Raw genomic sequence first — 15,891 nt, 5'->3', positions numbered from 1 at the left:
TATTTTTACCCGGATTTAATTGACGCGACAATTTAACCCGGGTAATATTGGGTTTTAATGAATTAACGAGAGCCTCTGTGCACGCATCTACGCCCTCCCCGACCCTGCTCACCGCATTTGCCGGTTTCCAGCGCATTACCGCCGGCCCCCGCGCCGAAGTTCTCAAAATGCTGCGGGCACTGCCGCCAACCCAGGACCTTGTTCGCGTTTTCGATGACGCTACGGGCTCACGGCTGGACTTCGACCTGCGGCCGGAAGCCGTTGAACCGGATACAGCAGTCGACGAAGCCAATGCGACCGACAGCAACGCACCCGCCTCAGATCCGCAGGCAAGCCCGGCCACCCGAGCCGTAGGCCGACCCAAACTGGGCGTTGTCGCACGTGAGGTCACCCTGCTGCCGCGTCATTGGGAGTGGCTGGCCAGCCAGCCGGGTGGCGCGTCGGTCGCACTGCGCAAGCTGGTTGAAGATGCCCGCCGCAGCAACGAAGGCCGCGATGCGGCGCGGGCCTCGCGTGAGGCGGCCTACCGCTTCATGACCGAAATGGCGGGCGACCTGCCGGGCTTTGAAGAAGCCACGCGTGCGCTGTTCGCCGACGACGAGGCGCGCTTTGCGTCGCTTGTGGCCGCGTGGCCTGAAGACGTAAAAAATTACCTGGGCAAATTAGCCGCCGGCAGCTGGAAACAAACAACATGAAAAACCAAACCCTGGGCGCCGACATCAGCGCACTCGACCACAAACTGGAAACCGATGTCTGCGAAGAAGATGTGCGCGTGGCTGGCGAGATTGCAGCGCCGCCGGCAACCGTGGCCGACCCTGTGCCGCCGCTGGCCACGCCGCCCGCCTCGGCGCACAGGCGCCCGCCCATGTCCGACGGCATACCGCTGTGGAAAACCTTCATCGCCTTCCTGGCGCCCATGCTTCTGAGCAACATCCTGCAGTCACTGTCAGGCACGCTCAACAACGTTTATGTCGGCCAGATGATTGGCGTGGGCGCGCTGGCGGCGGTCTCAAGCTTCTTCCCCATCCTGTTCTTTTTTATCGCCTTCACCATAGGCCTGGGCGCAGGCGCGTCTGTGCTGATCGGTCAGGCCTGGGGGGCGCGCGACATCGGCAAGGTCAAGTCGGTGGCCGGCACCACGCTGACCGTGGGCGTGGCTTTCGGCGTGCTGGTCGCCATCTTTGGCGGCACTTTCACCGGCCCCATGCTCAAGGCACTGGGCACGCCCGCCGACATCCTTCTTGAAGCCACGCTCTATGCCCGCATCATGATGCTGGCCGGCCCGGGGCTTTTCATGTTCCTGCTCTCAACCGCCATGCTGCGCGGTGTGGGCGATACCGTTACCCCGCTCTACACACTGCTGATCTCTACCGTGGTCGGCCTTCTGGTCACACCGGCGCTGATACGCGGCTGGGGCGGGTTGCCGCAGCTCGGCGTGGCCAGCGGTGCAGTGGCGTCTGTGCTGTCCATGCTGGTCGCCATGGTCTGGCTGGCGTTCCGGCTGCGCAAGATCAAAAGCCCGCTGGCACCCGATGCCGAGTTTGTGCAGAAGCTGCGTATCAACCTCCCGATACTGAAAACCGTGCTCAAGGTCGGCGTGCCGACGGGTGTGCAGATGATCGTGATCTCGCTGGCCGAAGTCGCCCTGCTCTCGATGGTCAACAGCTATGGCTCCAATGCCACGGCGGCCTACGGTGCGGTGAACCAGGTGGTGGCTTATGTGCAGTTCCCGGCGATCTCGATTGCGATCACTGCTTCCATCCTTGGGGCACAGGCGATTGGTGCCGGCCGCTCTGACAAGCTGGGCGCCATTGCGCGCACGGGCCTGCTGATGAACCTGGCGCTGACGGGCGTGCTGGTGGTGCTCGGCTATTTGTTCTCACGCCACCTGATGGGATTTTTCATCACCAGCGGCCCGGTCATCGACCTGGCCCAGACGCTGCTGCACATCATGCTCTGGAGCAGCATCATCTTCGGCATGGCCTCGGTGCTGTCAGGCATCATGCGCGCCAGTGGCTCGGTACTGGTGCCGACAGCGATCTCCATACTCTGCATCGCGCTGGTCGAAGTGCCGGTGGCGTGGTTCATGAGCCACCGCATCGGCATCAACGGCATCTGGATTGCCTATCCCGCCGCCTTCATTGCCATGCTGGGGTTGCAGACGGCGTATTACCGGCTGGTTTGGAAAAAGAAGTCTATTCGGCGGCTGGTTTAGATCAACGCTTGCTCAACGCATATTGGGATAATTTGATAATTTTCAAATTGTTACAAATTTATCAGATGCGAAACGCTCGCATCTAAATTTAGCGAAAATGCGAGTTGAAAGGTTGATCGCCAGCCAAAACACGGTCCGAGACCAAACCATAACGTTATCAAAGAGTTATACGAGATTTCAAACTCACCTCTTTAACTAGCCTCCTTGCGTGCATGTGTTAAAAACTGTTGATAAGCTCGACGTCGGCTCTGGTACCGTAAAAATTATCACCCCTCCAAAGTTCCTGTTTACGTGGTCTTTGACAAGTTATCCACAGAAATCCACAGAAATAGCTAGCTTTTTATCCAGCTGTGGACTTGTCAAATATTTTGGGAGTCCTAGAATCTGCTCGGTTGATTGACCAGCCAGGTATCGACAAGTAGAAAGAAAAAAGGTCGGCCAACCATTCCACTGATTGACCGACCTGCCAGGCGGTTAAGACTGGACCAGTATTGGTAGCGTGATTTTGTCATGCGTACGTTGTGCTGTCTACGTCGTCTGGTTCTTTTTGTTCAACGCTTCAAAAGGATCCGAAATGCCAAGTAAACAGCCGCGTATTTCTGTAAACAAACTCGCCGAATACATGGACGCAAGCGCAAGTCGCCGCCGGGCGATAGTAAAGGCCCAGATCGCCCCCCCCGGCGAAATGATTGTTGCGCGTTACAGGGACGTTCATCACGCACTGGAAGAATATTTTGCGGAACCGTCAGATTCATTCTTTCATGAGCGTGCACTAGAGCTACGGAACACCAAAGGTGGTACCAAATGGTCACTGCAGGATAAAAATCTTTCAGCCGATGCACTTTTAGCTTGCGCAGACATCATCGAACTGATCGACACGAATGATGTCAAGATAGTCCCAACCCCCAAGAGCAGCGATACACATCCCATGATGCTAGCCGGCGTCCGAGTTTCAGTGCGACCGGAATTTCTCATCTTGGATTCAGCTGGGATGGTTTGTGGAGGACTGAAATTTTCCTTTAATAAGCAGCAACCCCTGTCTGAAGAGGGGTGCGAGTTTGTAGCGACTTTAGTTAGAGCGTATTTGGTTGAGCAGTACGGCGTCGGTGTTGAACACAAGAGGTGCCTTTCTATTTCGACTCCGACGAAGCAAGTCGTCTTTGCTCCAAAGGCCTCGAAGGCCAGGATGACCGCTTTGCAAGCAGCGTGCGAGGAAATTGCAATACGTTGGAAGTCACTTGAAATCGATCTAACAAAATCTTAGTGCGCTACGTTTTTAAACTTGCGCGTTCTGTGGCGCCTCGAGGTCGCCAGAGATTAGTCTGTTAACCGGATGTTTTTCTGGATAAAACCAAGTAGTGCACTCCCAACGGAAAGTGGACATACCGTGTTTATTCACGAAGCCCCACAAAGACTTATCGCAGCGGCGCTAACCCACCTGCAGCTCGTGCTCGTAGCACCACATCCAGCTTTCACCCGGCTCAAGTGAGCGGATCACCGCGTGGCCGGTGGCTGCGTGGTGTTGGGTGGCCTGTTTGTTTTTGGAGTCGTCGCAGCAACTGACGTGGACGCAATGCACGCAAAGTCGTGCACAGGGACCACTTCCGCCTCGAAACCGGCGCATACGGCATGTGCCACTGACACCTCAACCGCAGCGCGTCAGTGGGCTGCAGCCTCGGTGTCCACGCCCAGATAGGCACGGCGCAAAACGGGTTGCGCCATCAGGTCTTCAGGGCTGCCCATGGCTACGATGCGGCCTTCCTCCAGCACGGCAGCGCGTTCTGCAACCTCCATGGCCATGGAGACGTTCTGCTCGACCAGCAGCACGGCAATGCCCTGCGAATGAATCTCGCGAATGGCGCTGAACATGTCCAGCACGATGCTGGGCGCCAGCCCGAGTGAGGGTTCGTCCATCAGCAGCACGCGCGGCTTGGCCATCAGCGCACGGCCAATCGCCACCATCTGTTGCTGCCCACCCGAGAGCGTGCCGGCGGCGTGGTCCAGCTTTTCAGTCAGCACCGGAAAAAGCGACACCACCTGCTCCATCGAACGCGCGCGTTCGCGTTTGGCAGCAGGCAGGTAACTGCCCATCTCCAGGTTCTCACGCACCGTCATTTCGGTGAACAGGCGCCTGCCTTCGGGCACCAGTGCAATGCCGCGTTCGCAGAACTTGTGCGACGGCAATGTGGAGATGTCCTCGCCCTGAAACTTCAGCTGTCCTGCATTGATGCGCAGCAGGCCGGCAATGGTGTTGATGAGGGTGCTTTTGCCGGCGCTGTTGGGGCCGACCACGCAAAGCAGTTCGCCCTCGGCGACCGACAGCGACACATCCCACAGCGCTGTCGCCTGGCCGTAGCTGGTACGAATATTGTCAAGTTCAAGCAGCATGGGCCGCCTCCCTTCCAGGCGCGGCATGGCCAGGTTTGTTTTTTGCTGCAGCTTTTGCATCGCCGAGGTAGGCCGCTACGACTTCAGGCCGCTGCATCACATCATGCGGCGCGCCTTCCGCGAGCACAGAGCCGCTTTCAAACACCACGATGCGGTCGCACAACGCCATCACCGCACGCATGACGTGCTCGACAAACACAATGGTCGCGCCCTGGTCCCGAATGCGCCGTATCAGCGCCACAGCCTCGTCAATTTCTGATGGCGTGAGACCTGAAAGCACCTCGTCCAGCATCAAGATCTGCGGCCTTGCAGCCAGCGCGCGCGCCAGTTCCAGAAACTTGCGCTGATGCAGGTTCAGGGCGTCTGGCAAGGCGTGTGCCCGGCTGGTGAGGCCTGTAAATTCCAGCCACTGCCAGGCCTCGTCTTCAGCCGTCTTGCGGTCAAGAGAGGCGGCGCCAAACATGGCAGGCAAGGCCACGTTCTGCAGCACAGTCAAATGCGCAAACGGCCGGGGGATCTGGTAGGTGCGGGCGATGCCGCCGTGTGCGATGAGGTGGGCTGGCGCATCAGAAATGCGCTGTCCGCCGAACTCGATCACACCTTCGGTCACCGCAAAGTGCCCGCTGGCCACATTGATGAAGGTCGACTTGCCAGAGCCGTTGGGGCCCAGCAGGCCCAGGATTTCCCCGCGCCGCACTTCCAGGTCAACGCCACGCAGGGCACGCACACCCTTGAACTGCTTGACGACGCCGCGCGCCTTGAGCAGCACTTCACCGGCAGCAACCGCAGATGCCGAAGAAGGCGTCGAACTCACGGTCTTCGCGGAAGCAGGTGCTGTGGTGACAGGGGCGACAGCTTCGCCGGCCTCGACTTTGCCGGCCGCTTTTTTGTCGCGCCTCGCGCCAAACCACTTGAGCGCCTGACCCAGCACGCCCTCCGGCATGAACAGGATCACGGCGATCAGTACGACACCGGTCACCGCCTTGCCGATGACGGCGCTGTCGCCGCCAGTAAAGGAATAAAGCAGCAGCGTGATCAGCGTGGCGCCCACCGCCGGGCCGGCCCAGTGGCGCGTACCGCCCAGCACAGTCATCAGGATCACAGTCAGCGGCAGCGAGATGTTGAAGACATCGCCTGCCGTCACGTAGTTGATGAAGAGCGCATGAATGCCGCCGCCCAGCCCGGCCAACGCGCTCGACAACGCAAAGGCCAGCAGTTTGTAGCGGTAGGTCGGCACACCCATGACCTCGGCCACATCTTCATCATCGTGAATGGCAAAGAGGCCTGTGCCCAGACGTGAATAAAACACCCAGATGGCGGCGACCATGGTGATCGCCGTGGCGCCCAGCGCCAGCAGGTAAAAGGTGCCCGAGGCCGTAGGCGCAAAAACGGGCACAGCCACCCCCGCCATGGACACGCCGGGGCCGCCGTCTATGCGCGTGTTGAGGATGATGGTCGCCATGACAAAGGCCATCGCCAGGGTCAGCAGCGAGAACAACTCGGCACGCACGCTGCGCACCCGGAAGGCGATGGCGCCCAGCAAGGTGCCGAACAGCGCCGCCACAATAGCCGCAAACGGCAGCGTCCACATGAAGGGCATGTTCATCTGCACCGTCAACGTCGTCGTGGTGTACATGCCGATGCCGAACAGCGCACCGTGACCGAAAGAGAAATACCCCGAATAGCCGGACAGCAAATTCCAGGACGTCGCCAGCGCTATCCAGTGCAGGATGATGTACAGCAGCGCTTCATAGAAGGCCGGCAGGCGCAGCCAGGGCACGACGGCCAGGGCCAGCACCACGAGCAGCACGATGATGATGGAGCGGCGCATCATGCTCTCCCGGGCCGTGCCAGCAGCACGACGATCAACAGCGAGAAGGACACCAGCGGCGCCCAGGCCGGTGCAGTGATGGCCATGGTGAGAGCCTCCGTCACGCCAATGATGCAGCCCGCAATCAGCGGTCCAAGCGGCCGGCCCAGCCCGCCCAGCATGACGCAGGCAAAGACCACGCCTATCCAGGTGTAGATCTGCGAAGGTGCGAGCGTGTAAGTCAGCGCCAGGCAAACGCCGGCTATGCCGGCCAGCGCCGCATTCAGGCCCGACAACATCAGCGCCAGCGCCTTCTGGTTGACACCGAAGGCAGCCGCAATCGGCGCATCCTCTGCTGCCGCGCGCATGGCTTTGCCGAGATCTGTGCGGCGCAGGGCGAACCACACCGCCACTGCGATGCCCACGCCCAACCCCAGGGTAATCATTTCAGGCAGGGGGAAATACAGGGCGCCTATCTTGAGCTTGTGTTCGCCATAACTCGACTCCAGCTTGCGGAAGTCTGCCGTCCAGATCCACTGCAGCAGTGCCTCAATGATGGCGGTGACGCCGAAGGTCACCAGCATCGAGTTGAAAGCATTGACCTTGAACCGCGCCAGCACCCAGTGCAGGGCCGCGCCCAGCACGAAGAACAGCGGCACGATCAGCAGCAGCGTCATCAGCGGGTCGAAGCCGTTGTATGTCGAGAGCTGGTAAGTCAGGTAGGCGCCCAGGAAAGCGAGCGCGAAATGGGCGAGGTTGATCTGCTTGAGCATTCCCCACGAAAGACTCAGGCCCAGCCCAAGCAAACCATAGAGGGCCCCCGTAAAGAGGCCCGCCAGGACAGCCTGGGCGAGCAATGTGGCACTGGGAAAATACATCGGCAGTCCCCTCCCCTTTCATTGTTGTTTTTAAAAAGACTTACTGCACCTTGGCGCCCGGCGCCGCCCACTCCTTGGGCCAGACCGTGACCCACTTGCCGTTCTGGATCTGCTTGACCTTGCTCAGGTCGGCACCGTAGTTGCCGGCTTCATTGAAGCGCAGCTTGCCTTCGATGGTGTCGATCTGGTTGGCCTTGATCCAGGTAGCCAGGGTCTTGTCGTCCGTCGACTTGGTCGCCTTGACCGCGGCTTCGATGATTTGCCAGGCAGCAAACGATGCAGCGGCCTGTGTCTCTACCGAGGTGTCGGGCAGGTTGGCCTTGGTGGCGCGCTCACGGAAGGTCTTGACGAATTCCGCAGCGATGGGGCTGTTGGTAAACGGCGGGTGGTCTTCAAACACCGTCATCGCCAGGCCACCATTGGCCTCAGGCACTTTCAGTATGGGGCCGGGCGCCGGATATAGGTAGGCATGCGTCGTGGGCTTGTAGTCGATCTTCTTCAGTGCATCGAGCAACTGCACACCCTCAAGGCCGAGCGAACCGACCCAGAGGAAGTCGGCATTGGCCTCCTTGATGCGGCCGGCGATGGGGCCGTAATCGCGGTTGCCGAAATCCCATTCAAGAAACAGCGTTTCCTTGATGTTGCGTTTTTTGGCGACTTCGCGCGCACCAAGCGACACAAAATGCACTGACGGGAACTTGCTGGTCACGATGGCCACAGTCTTGGGCGTCTTGCCTGCAGATGCCAGTGCATCGAACACCAGGTTGGGGGTGCTGACCTCGGGGTTCAGGCCCATGGACCATGACGGGAACTGCTGGTCATACTTGGCCAGGCTCGGGATGCCGAAGGTGTGGTGCACCAGCGTGCGGTTGTAGCGCTGTGCCACGCCCATGGCGCTCAGGATGGTGCCGGTGCCATAGGGCCCGATCAGCAGGTCCACCTTGTCGGTGGTCACCAGCTGCTCGTACAGCGTGCGGGCCATGTCGGGCTTGGACTGGTCGTCCTTGAGCACCCATTCAACCGGACGGCCCAGCAGCCCGCCGCGCTTGTTGAGCGACTCGACATAAATCTCGCCCACCAGTTTATGGACCAGGCCGGTCGCAGCCAATGGCCCCGTCAGGCCCAGCGAGCCGCCCACCTTGATGGGTGCGCCGGAAGGCGTCTGCGCATTTGCGCCGGACGACCACAAGGCGCCGCTGGCGATGGCGCCCGCGGCAGTAACGAATGAACGACGATCAATGGTCATGCTTGTCTCCTGAGTTCTGGTTTTTGGCCAAATATTTATAGTGCGAACGAAAACTGAAACCCGTATCGCGCGAAGCGCGAACAAGGGTTCCGTGACTCTACAGAATCACGGCGATTTTTAACAGGTGTAGAAATACGCAAGGGTTTCTCACTAGCGCATTTTTCATTGGTGGCGGGGCTCTGGTGTCTGTCATTGGAAGGTGTCTCCCTGCGTTAAAAAAAGTTCATGTCCGCAAGCTGCTTGATGCGTCACACGGCCAGTACTTACCCTATACGCGCATCCATTTCTTTGTCGCTATATTCGCCCGGGTCCGCTTGCCGCCACGCCGCAGCCCGTCAACGCCCCTCACAGGCAGAAAGAAAAAACATGTTATTCGAGCAACGCACCTACACCCTGAAACCCGGTGCACTTGAGACCTTCTGGCAAGCCCAGCATGACCGCGGATTCGAATTGATGAGGCCCATCCTTGAACGCATGTTCGGTTATTTCTCCACTGTCTCCGGCGCCGACCAGCAGGTCGTACACGTTTACCGCTACAACAACTACGAAGACTGGACCACCCGCCTTCATGGCCTGGCCAAAGTCCCGCAGCTGGGTGACTACTTCAAAAAGGTCCGTCCCATGCTCCTCATGCAGGAGACCAAATTTCTCGCCCTCTCACCCGTCAAGGGCCTGAACCCTGTCTGGGGTGACAACAAGGACTGGCTGCCCGCCAACGGCGCGTATCCAGGCCTTCCCAAACTGACTGAAAACATCCTCGTAGAGGAAACCACCATCAGGCTCAACCCCGGCACCCTGCCCGCTTACTGGGAAGCCTGGGAAAAAACAGGTCTTGCCGCTGGCGACGATGCACTTTCCGGCCTGATCGCCTGTTTCAACACCCTCGTCGGCCGGCAGCATGAGGTCGTGATGTACCGCTACTTCACGGACTTCGATGCGCGCCAGAAACAGCGTGCCGCCCTTGCCCGCAACCCGCAGTGGGCCAGCTTCGTGGACAGCATTTCCGCCAGCGTGCAGGCCTGGGACAGCAAGCTGCTGATGCCGGCGCAGATCCCCGTGCTGTCGCCCCTCTTTACTGGCGCACCCATCAAGGACTGAAGGTCACACTGACGGCTCAGGCGCCGTCGACGATGGTGTTCGACAAAATGCCGATCTTCTCGATCTCGACTTCGCAGACATCGCCAGCCTTCATCCAGACCTGCGGCTTGCGCGCCATGCCCACGCCGGCAGGCGTGCCGGCAATGATGATGTCGCCCGGCTGCAGTTCAAACGGCTCGGAGCAGACCGACACCAGCGTGGCCACATCAAAAATCATGTCGTTGGTGTTGGCGTTTTGCAGCACTTCGCCGTTGAGGCGGGTCTGCAGCTTCAGGCCCTTGGCGCCCGGTGGCAGCTCGTCGGCGCTGACAAACTCGGGGCCGAAGGAGCCCGAGCGGTCGAAGTTCTTGCCCATCATCCACTGCGCAGACTTCATCTGGTAGTCGCGGATGGACCCGTCATTGAACACCGAATAACCGGCGACATGGTCCAGCGCCTTGTCCTTGCTGATGTAGCGGCCACCCTTGCCGATGATGACCAGCAGTTCGCCTTCATAGTCGAACTGGGTCGACACATGCGGGCGCTCCAGCGCCACGTTGTGGCCTACCCATGAGCTGGGAAAGCGGTGGAACAGCACAGGGTAAGTCGGCGCTGCAAATTTGCTTTCAGCGGCGTGATCGGTGAAGTTCAGGCCCACGGCAATCGCTTTTGAAGGTGCCTGCACAGGCGGCAGGTACTTGATGCCGGCCAGCGGGATGCGGTTTTTTGACGCCTCACCGACACGCTTTGCTGCGGCCATGGCCTCAGCGCCGCCGCGCAGCAGTTCGTCCAGCGTGGCGGGTTGTCCCTCTGCGGTGAGGTTGACGAGTTCCTGGCCGATACGCATGCCGAGGGCGGGTTTGCCATTGTGGCTGAAAGCAATAAGTCGCATGTTGTGGTGTCGCTAAAGTTAAAAAGAAAAACAGAAAATAAAAAAACAGTCAGGCAGAGGCCACGGCCTGTGAAACTTTCTTCGCCTCATCAGGCGGCAGCTCTGCTGCGGGCTGCACTTCAAAGTTGGTCACAAAGTCGGCCGGCACCGCAGGGCCCCATACGTAGAACGAATCTTCCGGGGGGCTATTGGATGATTTCCAGTCGAAGTCACCGGGCACAAAATCAATGTCGTAGGAGTACTCAAAGTAGCTGCCCCATGGGTCGCGTGCGTAGTAGAAGTAGTTGGAACCCAGCACGTGGCGACCCACGCCCCAGCCGCGCGTGTAGCCGGCAGACAGCATCTGCTCCATGCCCAGGCCCACCTCATCAATGCTGCCCACATCCCAGCTGGCGTGGTGCATGCCACCGGCATTCGATTTGGCCAGCGCAATCAGGTGATGATCGCTGCCGTGCACGCCGTGCATGAATGCCACCACGTCTTCAGAGCGGTCACTCAGGCGCAGGCCCAGCGTGTCTTCATAAAACTTCGTGGCGGCAATCACGTCAGGCGAGAACATCAGTGCATGCGACAGGCGGCGCGGACGCACTTTCGGTGCAATCTTGCGGTTCCAGGCCTTGCCGGCACCCTTTTCTACCTGACGCTTGGGCAATGGGACGGACTCGGTGTCTGGTGAACTCTTGTAGTTGACCACCACCTGGATGGCGTAACCATCGGGGTGCGTGATCCAGAAACCCTCGTCATTGCCCAACGGGTGCGGTGCGCGCTCGGCAATGCCCAGAGACTTGATGCGGTCACGAATCGGCTGAAGGTCATCGGCGAAACACGCAAAGCGCAGGTACTGCAGCTTCTTGGGGCCGGGCGCCTGGAAGAGGGAGCCCCAGCGGTGCGCGTGCTCAAAGGTGTACAGGTCGAGCTGCCTGCCTTCACTACGCGCATCCAGCCCAAAAGCGTCGTAAAAGCGCTTCGCCTCGTCAAGGTCGGGAACGGTAAATACAAAGCGGTCCAGCGAGTGAACGCCATGCAAGGCTGCACGCCCCTGGCTTTTTTCGGTTCTAAACTGAGTGCTCATTTTTCTCTCCAGCTTGGTGGGTTGAAAGAATATATTATTTGTACGATACTATATAAGCAAGAAAATCAAATCTTCTAAGGGTTTCTATCTATGGGTGAATACCTAAGCACCCCATCAAAAACAAAAGGACAGACCCGCCATGTGTTCGAGCGCCTGCGCGCCGACATCCTGGGCGGCAAATTGCCGCCGGGCGCCAAGCTCAACATCGCGGCACTGGCTGAAGACATACAGGTCAGCGCGGGCGCCGTGCGCGAAGGTCTGGCCATGCTTGAGGCCGAGGCGCTGGTGGTGTCAGAACCCGCACGCGGTTACCGCGTGAGCCCGGTCTCGCTGGCCGAGCTTCAGGAACTGGTGCAGGCCCGCATTGAAATTGAAAAACTCTGCATCGCCGAAGCCATACGCAACGGCGGTCTTGAATGGGAAGGCGGCATTGTGGCGGCCTACCACCGCCTGTCACGCACGACCGAACGTGTGGCCGGCGAACCAGGCCTGCTCAACCCCGAGTGGGCAGCAGCCCATGCCGACTTTCACCGCGCAGTCGTTATCGGCTGCCCCAACCGCTGGCTGCTGCGCATGCACGAAACGCTCTACCAGCAAAGCGAGCGTTACCGCCAGCTGACTGCGCCGCTCAAGGGGGGTGACCGCGACGTGAATGCCGAACACAAGGCATTGCTCGACGCCGCACTCAACCACGACATCCTGCAGACGCAAAACCTGATGACAGCCCACCTGAAGGCCACCGCCAGGCAATTACTGGAGTCACCGCACCTGGCACAGCCCGCAAACCAGGCCGCGCCTTAAACAGCCTTGCGAAAAGTCAGATTGATACGCCGCCTGGCGGTCAGCGCATGGCCGCCATCAGGCAGCTGCGCAATGCCGTGATAGGCCAGGCGCGATGCACCGCCCCACACCACAACATCACCACTGAGCAAACGATAGCGCTGCGGCTTGTCTGCGCGGCGTTCTGTACCAAAGAGAAATGTCGCGGGTAACCCAAGCGATACGGACACGATGGGTGCGGCCATGTCGGCCTCGTCGCGGTCCTGGTGCAATGAGAGTTTTGCGCCCGGCTGGTAGCTGTTGACAAGACAGGCATCTGGTTTGAAATCTGCATACCCGGCCTCTGTGGCGGCACGCACCGCCAGCTCACGCCAGGCGTCAGGCATTTGCGGCCATGGCTGACCCGACAAGGGGTCTGTCTCCTGGTAACGGTAGCCCCGCCTGTCAGACACCCAGCCCAGCGCGCCGCAATTGGTCATGGCCACCGACATGGTGTAGCCGCCCGGTGTGACGAGATGCCGCAGCGGCGCCTGCGCAATCACCTCTTCAAAAGCGGCGAGCAAAGAAGCCTGCATGTCCAGGGCAAAGCCGTGCAGCAACATGGCGCCCGGCGCCATGGGCTGGGCCATGCGCTCGGGCGATTGGTCGTCAAAAAGGTCGGCGGTCATATGTTGGGGTCGTCATTCCGGGCCCGCTCCGGGATCCACGCCATACGGTAACAGGCGATCACCTTCACCCGGATGGACGCGGATCAGGTCCGCAATGACATTCCGCGTACCTGTCATCCCTGACTCGATCCGGAATCCATCCCCGGGTTCCTCAGGCCTCCAAATGCCTCGCGCAAAAAGCGGCCCCCGCCTACCTCGATGGCCGCGCGCCCAAACCACAATGCCTCATGCAAAAACGCAGCCGCACCCTTCTTGTCGCCCTCGCATCCTTCAGTGCCGCATGTGCGGCAGTCCTGTTGACCCTGAACCTCACGGCCGGCGAAAAGCATGTCTCGCAGCAACTGACAAAGTTCTACAACACGGCCGATCCGCAGTTCATGCGCGCCATGGGCGGCCTGCTGGGGCCGGGCATTGTGGGCGGCAACAAGGTTACAGAACTGCTCAACGGCGAGCAGATTTTCCCCGCCATGCTGGAAGCCATCAACAGCGCGAAGCAGACCATCACGTTCGAGACCTATATCTACTGGGCCGGCGACATTGGCAAACAGTTCGCCGATGCGCTCTCGAACCGGGCACGCGCCGGCGTGAAGGTGCATGTGCTGCTCGACTGGGTGGGCAGCGGCAAGATAGACGACGCACTGCTTGAGCAGATGACCTCCTCGGGCGTGCAGGTGAAAAAATTTCACAAGCCCGCCTGGTACAACCTGGCGCGCATCAACAACCGCACCCACCGCAAGCTGCTGGTGGTGGACGGCCGCACCGGCTTCACGGGCGGCGTCGGCATCGCCCCCAAATGGACGGGCGCCGGCCAGGACGCAGAGCACTGGCGTGATTCGCACTTTCGCGCCGAAGGCCCGGTTGTCGCGCAGATGCAGGCCACCTTCCTGGACAACTGGGTCAAGGTCACTGGCGAGGTATTGCATGGCGAACCCTACTTCCCCGCCATCACGCCCGCCGGCAACAGTGCTGCGCAGATGTTTTCGAGTTCGCCTTCGGGCGGCGCCGAGAGCATGGAACTGATGTACCACATGGCCCTCACGGCGGCGCAAAGCAGCATTGACCTCTCGATGGCTTACTTCGTGCCCGACGAGCTCAGCCTGCGCATCATGCGTGATGCCCTCAAGCGCGGCGTGCGCATCAGGATCATCACCGCAGGCCCCATCACCGACACCGAAACCGTCAGGGCCGCCGGACGCGCCACCTGGGGCGAAATTCTTCAGGCCGGCGCAGAGATTCATGAATACCAGCCCACCATGTACCACTGCAAGGTCATGATTGTTGACAAGCTGGTGGTCTCCGTCGGCTCCACCAATTTCGACAGCCGCTCCTTCCGGCTCAACGACGAAGCCAACCTCAACATCTACGACGCGGCGTTTGCAACGCGGCAAACCGGGGTCTTCGAGCAGGACCTGACCCGGGCGAAGCGCATCACGCTTGAGCAATGGCAAGCCAGACCCTTGAGCGAAAAGCTGCATGAGCGCATGACGTCCCTTTTGCACTCACAGCTCTAAGCCTTCTCGGTCACTGCGCGTCATGAAAGATCACACCCAGCGTATGCCTGCGGCCTGAACGCAAGGTGCTGACGCCATGCCGCATGTTGACGCGGTAAAACCCCCGACCGCCCTGCACAGGCCTGTGGTGCACCGCAAAGACGACGGCATCACCCTGATTGAGCGCCACAACCTCGGGCCGTGACTGCATGCGCGGGCGCTGCTCTGTCAATACAAATTCGCCGCCGGTGAAATCTTCGCCCGGCCGCGACAGCAGCACCGCCACTTGGATCGGAAACACATGCTCGCCATACAGGTCCTGGTGCAGGCAGTTGTAATCACCTTCGCCGTACTGCAGCAGCAGTGGCGTTGGCCTGAGCTGCCCTGCGGCATGGCAGCGCACCAGGAATTCTTCGTGTGTCTGCGGGTAGCGCACGTCAATGCCCATGGCCCCATTCCATCGGTTAGCCACATCCACGAGCTGCGGGTAAAGCGCACTGCGAAGCTGCTGCACCAGCGGCGGCAGCGGGTAGCTGAAATACTGGTACTCACCCTTGCCAAAGCCGTGCCGCGCCATCACCACGCGGCTGAGGAAGTTTGTGCTCTGCGGATAGAGACTGCTCAACGCCAGGCATTGCGCCGGGGTCAGCAATTGCGGGATGACGGTACTGCCGTGGACCTGCAGTTGTTCCAGGTTAGATGCTTGCATGGCCGAAGCTTACGCATCAGGCAACGCACGTGCTGGCCGCAATCGGACACGCTACGCCTGCCAACCGTTCACCCTGAGCTTGTCTAAGGGCTCCTGATACAGGCTTCGACAGGCTCTGCCCGAACGGAGGTTTAGAAAGCCGCCTGCACCGCAGCAGCTACCGGGTGCGGCGCAATACGTACGGGGCGCTGCGGTTGTGTCACACGGGCGGGCACGGTCACGACGTACACCGGCGTCAGGTCGGCAGGCGCTGCAACATCTCTGGGCAAATGTTCGGCCAGTTGCGCAAAACCTGCGGAGATGCGCGGGCACACCCAGTGGTTCACCCAGCGCGACAGCGCAATGCGGTGATCACCCTGCCTGAGCGTGGCTGCGAATGCAGGGTGGGCGAAAGCCGATTGCACCTTGTCTTCAACCAGCGGGGTGGCGTGGTCTGCCACCCAGTCAAGAAACTGCGACGACAGCCTGATGGGGCAGGCCTTCACCAGATGCGTCACCAGCTCGTCCAGCGCCGAAACCGCGACGAGCGCGGCTTCCTGCGGGACGATGGTGTGGGTGCGGATCATGGCTGTCATCTTGCCGCGAGGCAGTGACATGGGCGTGTCAGACAAATGCCCTTGCGCCACCAGCTTGTGAAAAAAACAACAGGGGACGCGTGCAGCGCTG

The 15,891-nt window shown here is 60.2% G+C and carries 16 protein-coding genes; 6 read left to right on the top strand and 10 right to left on the bottom strand.

The window, feature by feature from the left end; all coding sequences use genetic code 11:
* Window positions 1-77: 77 nt before the first annotated feature.
* The 3 genes from HYX42_RS02180 to HYX42_RS02170 all read left to right on the top strand — a co-directional run bounded on the left by HYX42_RS02180 (window position 78) and on the right by HYX42_RS02170 (window position 3,479).
* A complete protein-coding gene (locus tag HYX42_RS02180; RefSeq protein ID WP_293399029.1) occupies window positions 78-695 on the top strand; it encodes a DUF2239 family protein in 618 nt (205 codons plus the stop codon).
* Window positions 696-865: 170 nt separating this feature from the next.
* Complete coding sequence (locus HYX42_RS02175) at window positions 866-2,215, top strand: MATE family efflux transporter (RefSeq protein ID WP_293400002.1); 1,350 nt, start codon at window positions 866-868, stop codon at window positions 2,213-2,215.
* 574 nt (window positions 2,216-2,789) lie between these two features.
* The gene (locus tag HYX42_RS02170) at window positions 2,790-3,479 is read left to right on the top strand and encodes a hypothetical protein (protein ID WP_293399027.1); all 690 of its coding nucleotides are present in this window, start codon (window positions 2,790-2,792) and stop codon (window positions 3,477-3,479) included.
* A 165-nt stretch (window positions 3,480-3,644) separates the two neighbouring features.
* On the opposite strand, the gene HYX42_RS02165 is transcribed toward HYX42_RS02170, so the two are convergent.
* The 5 genes from HYX42_RS02165 to HYX42_RS02145 all read right to left on the bottom strand — a co-directional run bounded on the left by HYX42_RS02165 (window position 3,645) and on the right by HYX42_RS02145 (window position 8,537).
* On the bottom strand, window positions 3,645-3,794 hold the full coding sequence (locus tag HYX42_RS02165) for a UBP-type zinc finger domain-containing protein (protein WP_293399025.1): 150 nt from the start codon (window positions 3,792-3,794) through the stop codon (window positions 3,645-3,647).
* An 80-nt stretch (window positions 3,795-3,874) separates the two neighbouring features.
* Window positions 3,875-4,603 carry an ABC transporter ATP-binding protein gene (locus HYX42_RS02160; RefSeq protein WP_293399023.1) on the bottom strand — a complete coding sequence of 243 codons (729 nt, stop codon included), beginning with the start codon at window positions 4,601-4,603 and terminating at the stop codon, window positions 3,875-3,877.
* On the bottom strand, window positions 4,593-6,434 hold the full coding sequence (locus HYX42_RS02155) for a branched-chain amino acid ABC transporter ATP-binding protein/permease (RefSeq protein WP_293399021.1): 1,842 nt from the start codon (window positions 6,432-6,434) through the stop codon (window positions 4,593-4,595). Before HYX42_RS02155 ends, HYX42_RS02160 begins: the two co-directional genes overlap by 11 nt.
* Entirely contained in the window at window positions 6,434-7,291 is an 858-nt protein-coding gene (locus HYX42_RS02150) for a branched-chain amino acid ABC transporter permease (RefSeq protein ID WP_293399019.1), read from the bottom strand. The genes HYX42_RS02155 and HYX42_RS02150 overlap by 1 nt, the downstream gene beginning before the upstream one ends.
* 40 nt (window positions 7,292-7,331) lie before the next feature.
* Window positions 7,332-8,537, bottom strand: a complete 1,206-nt coding sequence (locus HYX42_RS02145; RefSeq protein ID WP_293399017.1) for an amino acid ABC transporter substrate-binding protein — start codon at window positions 8,535-8,537, stop codon at window positions 7,332-7,334.
* Window positions 8,538-8,903: 366 nt separating this feature from the next.
* On the opposite strand from HYX42_RS02145, the gene HYX42_RS02140 reads away from it, so the two are divergent.
* Window positions 8,904-9,635, top strand: coding sequence for an NIPSNAP family protein (locus HYX42_RS02140; protein ID WP_293399015.1), 732 nt, complete (start codon window positions 8,904-8,906; stop codon window positions 9,633-9,635).
* Between the two features lie 16 nt (window positions 9,636-9,651).
* Here the strand turns inward: HYX42_RS02140 and HYX42_RS02135 are convergent, their stop codons facing one another.
* Together HYX42_RS02135 and HYX42_RS02130 are read right to left on the bottom strand one after the other, a co-directional pair.
* A complete protein-coding gene (locus HYX42_RS02135; RefSeq protein WP_293399013.1) occupies window positions 9,652-10,506 on the bottom strand; it encodes a fumarylacetoacetate hydrolase family protein in 855 nt (284 codons plus the stop codon).
* Window positions 10,507-10,555: 49 nt separating this feature from the next.
* Entirely contained in the window at window positions 10,556-11,578 is a 1,023-nt protein-coding gene (locus tag HYX42_RS02130) for a VOC family protein (protein WP_293399011.1), read from the bottom strand.
* Between the two features lie 90 nt (window positions 11,579-11,668).
* Between HYX42_RS02130 and HYX42_RS02125 the strand changes: the two genes are divergently transcribed.
* A complete protein-coding gene (locus HYX42_RS02125) occupies window positions 11,669-12,379 on the top strand; it encodes an FCD domain-containing protein (protein ID WP_293399009.1) in 711 nt (236 codons plus the stop codon).
* On the opposite strand, the gene alkB is transcribed toward HYX42_RS02125, so the two are convergent.
* The gene (gene alkB / locus HYX42_RS02120) at window positions 12,376-13,026 is read right to left on the bottom strand and encodes a DNA oxidative demethylase AlkB (protein ID WP_293399007.1); all 651 of its coding nucleotides are present in this window, start codon (window positions 13,024-13,026) and stop codon (window positions 12,376-12,378) included. The genes HYX42_RS02125 and alkB overlap by 4 nt on opposite strands.
* A gap of 227 nt (window positions 13,027-13,253) precedes the next feature.
* Between alkB and HYX42_RS02115 the strand changes: the two genes are divergently transcribed.
* Window positions 13,254-14,537 carry a phosphatidylserine/phosphatidylglycerophosphate/cardiolipin synthase family protein gene (locus HYX42_RS02115; RefSeq protein ID WP_293399005.1) on the top strand — a complete coding sequence of 428 codons (1,284 nt, stop codon included), beginning with the start codon at window positions 13,254-13,256 and terminating at the stop codon, window positions 14,535-14,537.
* Window positions 14,538-14,547: 10 nt separating this feature from the next.
* Here HYX42_RS02115 and HYX42_RS02110 read toward each other — a convergent pair whose 3' ends face one another.
* Both HYX42_RS02110 and HYX42_RS02105 read right to left on the bottom strand, forming a co-directional pair.
* Entirely contained in the window at window positions 14,548-15,225 is a 678-nt protein-coding gene (locus HYX42_RS02110; protein ID WP_293399003.1) for a 2OG-Fe(II) oxygenase, read from the bottom strand.
* 131 nt (window positions 15,226-15,356) lie between these two features.
* Window positions 15,357-15,821 carry a hypothetical protein gene (locus HYX42_RS02105; RefSeq protein WP_293399001.1) on the bottom strand — a complete coding sequence of 155 codons (465 nt, stop codon included), beginning with the start codon at window positions 15,819-15,821 and terminating at the stop codon, window positions 15,357-15,359.
* Window positions 15,822-15,891: the final 70 nt, after the last annotated feature.

Source organism: Polaromonas sp., assembly GCF_016185115.1.
Lineage (GTDB): Bacteria > Pseudomonadota > Gammaproteobacteria > Burkholderiales > Burkholderiaceae_C > Polaromonas.
The sequence above is the reverse complement of the archived record's forward strand: the minus strand, read 5'-3'. Positions and strand labels throughout refer to the sequence as shown.

Excerpts from the sequence above, each read along its gene's own strand:
- HYX42_RS02115 (WP_293399005.1), top strand. The coding sequence starts at position 13,254 with ATGCAAAAACGCAGCCGCACCCTTCTTGTCGCCCTCGCATCCTTCAGT.
- HYX42_RS02110 (WP_293399003.1), bottom strand. The coding sequence starts at position 15,225 with ATGCAAGCATCTAACCTGGAACAACTGCAGGTCCACGGCAGTACCGTC.
- HYX42_RS02160 (WP_293399023.1), bottom strand. The coding sequence starts at position 4,603 with ATGCTGCTTGAACTTGACAATATTCGTACCAGCTACGGCCAGGCGACA.
- alkB (WP_293399007.1), bottom strand. The coding sequence starts at position 13,026 with ATGACCGCCGACCTTTTTGACGACCAATCGCCCGAGCGCATGGCCCAG.
- HYX42_RS02155 (WP_293399021.1), bottom strand. The coding sequence starts at position 6,434 with ATGCGCCGCTCCATCATCATCGTGCTGCTCGTGGTGCTGGCCCTGGCC.
- HYX42_RS02140 (WP_293399015.1), top strand. The coding sequence starts at position 8,904 with ATGTTATTCGAGCAACGCACCTACACCCTGAAACCCGGTGCACTTGAG.
- HYX42_RS02175 (WP_293400002.1), top strand. The coding sequence starts at position 866 with ATGTCCGACGGCATACCGCTGTGGAAAACCTTCATCGCCTTCCTGGCG.
- HYX42_RS02105 (WP_293399001.1), bottom strand. The coding sequence starts at position 15,821 with ATGTCACTGCCTCGCGGCAAGATGACAGCCATGATCCGCACCCACACC.
- HYX42_RS02170 (WP_293399027.1), top strand. The coding sequence starts at position 2,790 with ATGCCAAGTAAACAGCCGCGTATTTCTGTAAACAAACTCGCCGAATAC.
- HYX42_RS02145 (WP_293399017.1), bottom strand. The coding sequence starts at position 8,537 with ATGACCATTGATCGTCGTTCATTCGTTACTGCCGCGGGCGCCATCGCC.
- HYX42_RS02125 (WP_293399009.1), top strand. The coding sequence starts at position 11,669 with ATGGGTGAATACCTAAGCACCCCATCAAAAACAAAAGGACAGACCCGC.
- HYX42_RS02135 (WP_293399013.1), bottom strand. The coding sequence starts at position 10,506 with ATGCGACTTATTGCTTTCAGCCACAATGGCAAACCCGCCCTCGGCATG.
- HYX42_RS02150 (WP_293399019.1), bottom strand. The coding sequence starts at position 7,291 with ATGTATTTTCCCAGTGCCACATTGCTCGCCCAGGCTGTCCTGGCGGGC.
- HYX42_RS02130 (WP_293399011.1), bottom strand. The coding sequence starts at position 11,578 with ATGAGCACTCAGTTTAGAACCGAAAAAAGCCAGGGGCGTGCAGCCTTG.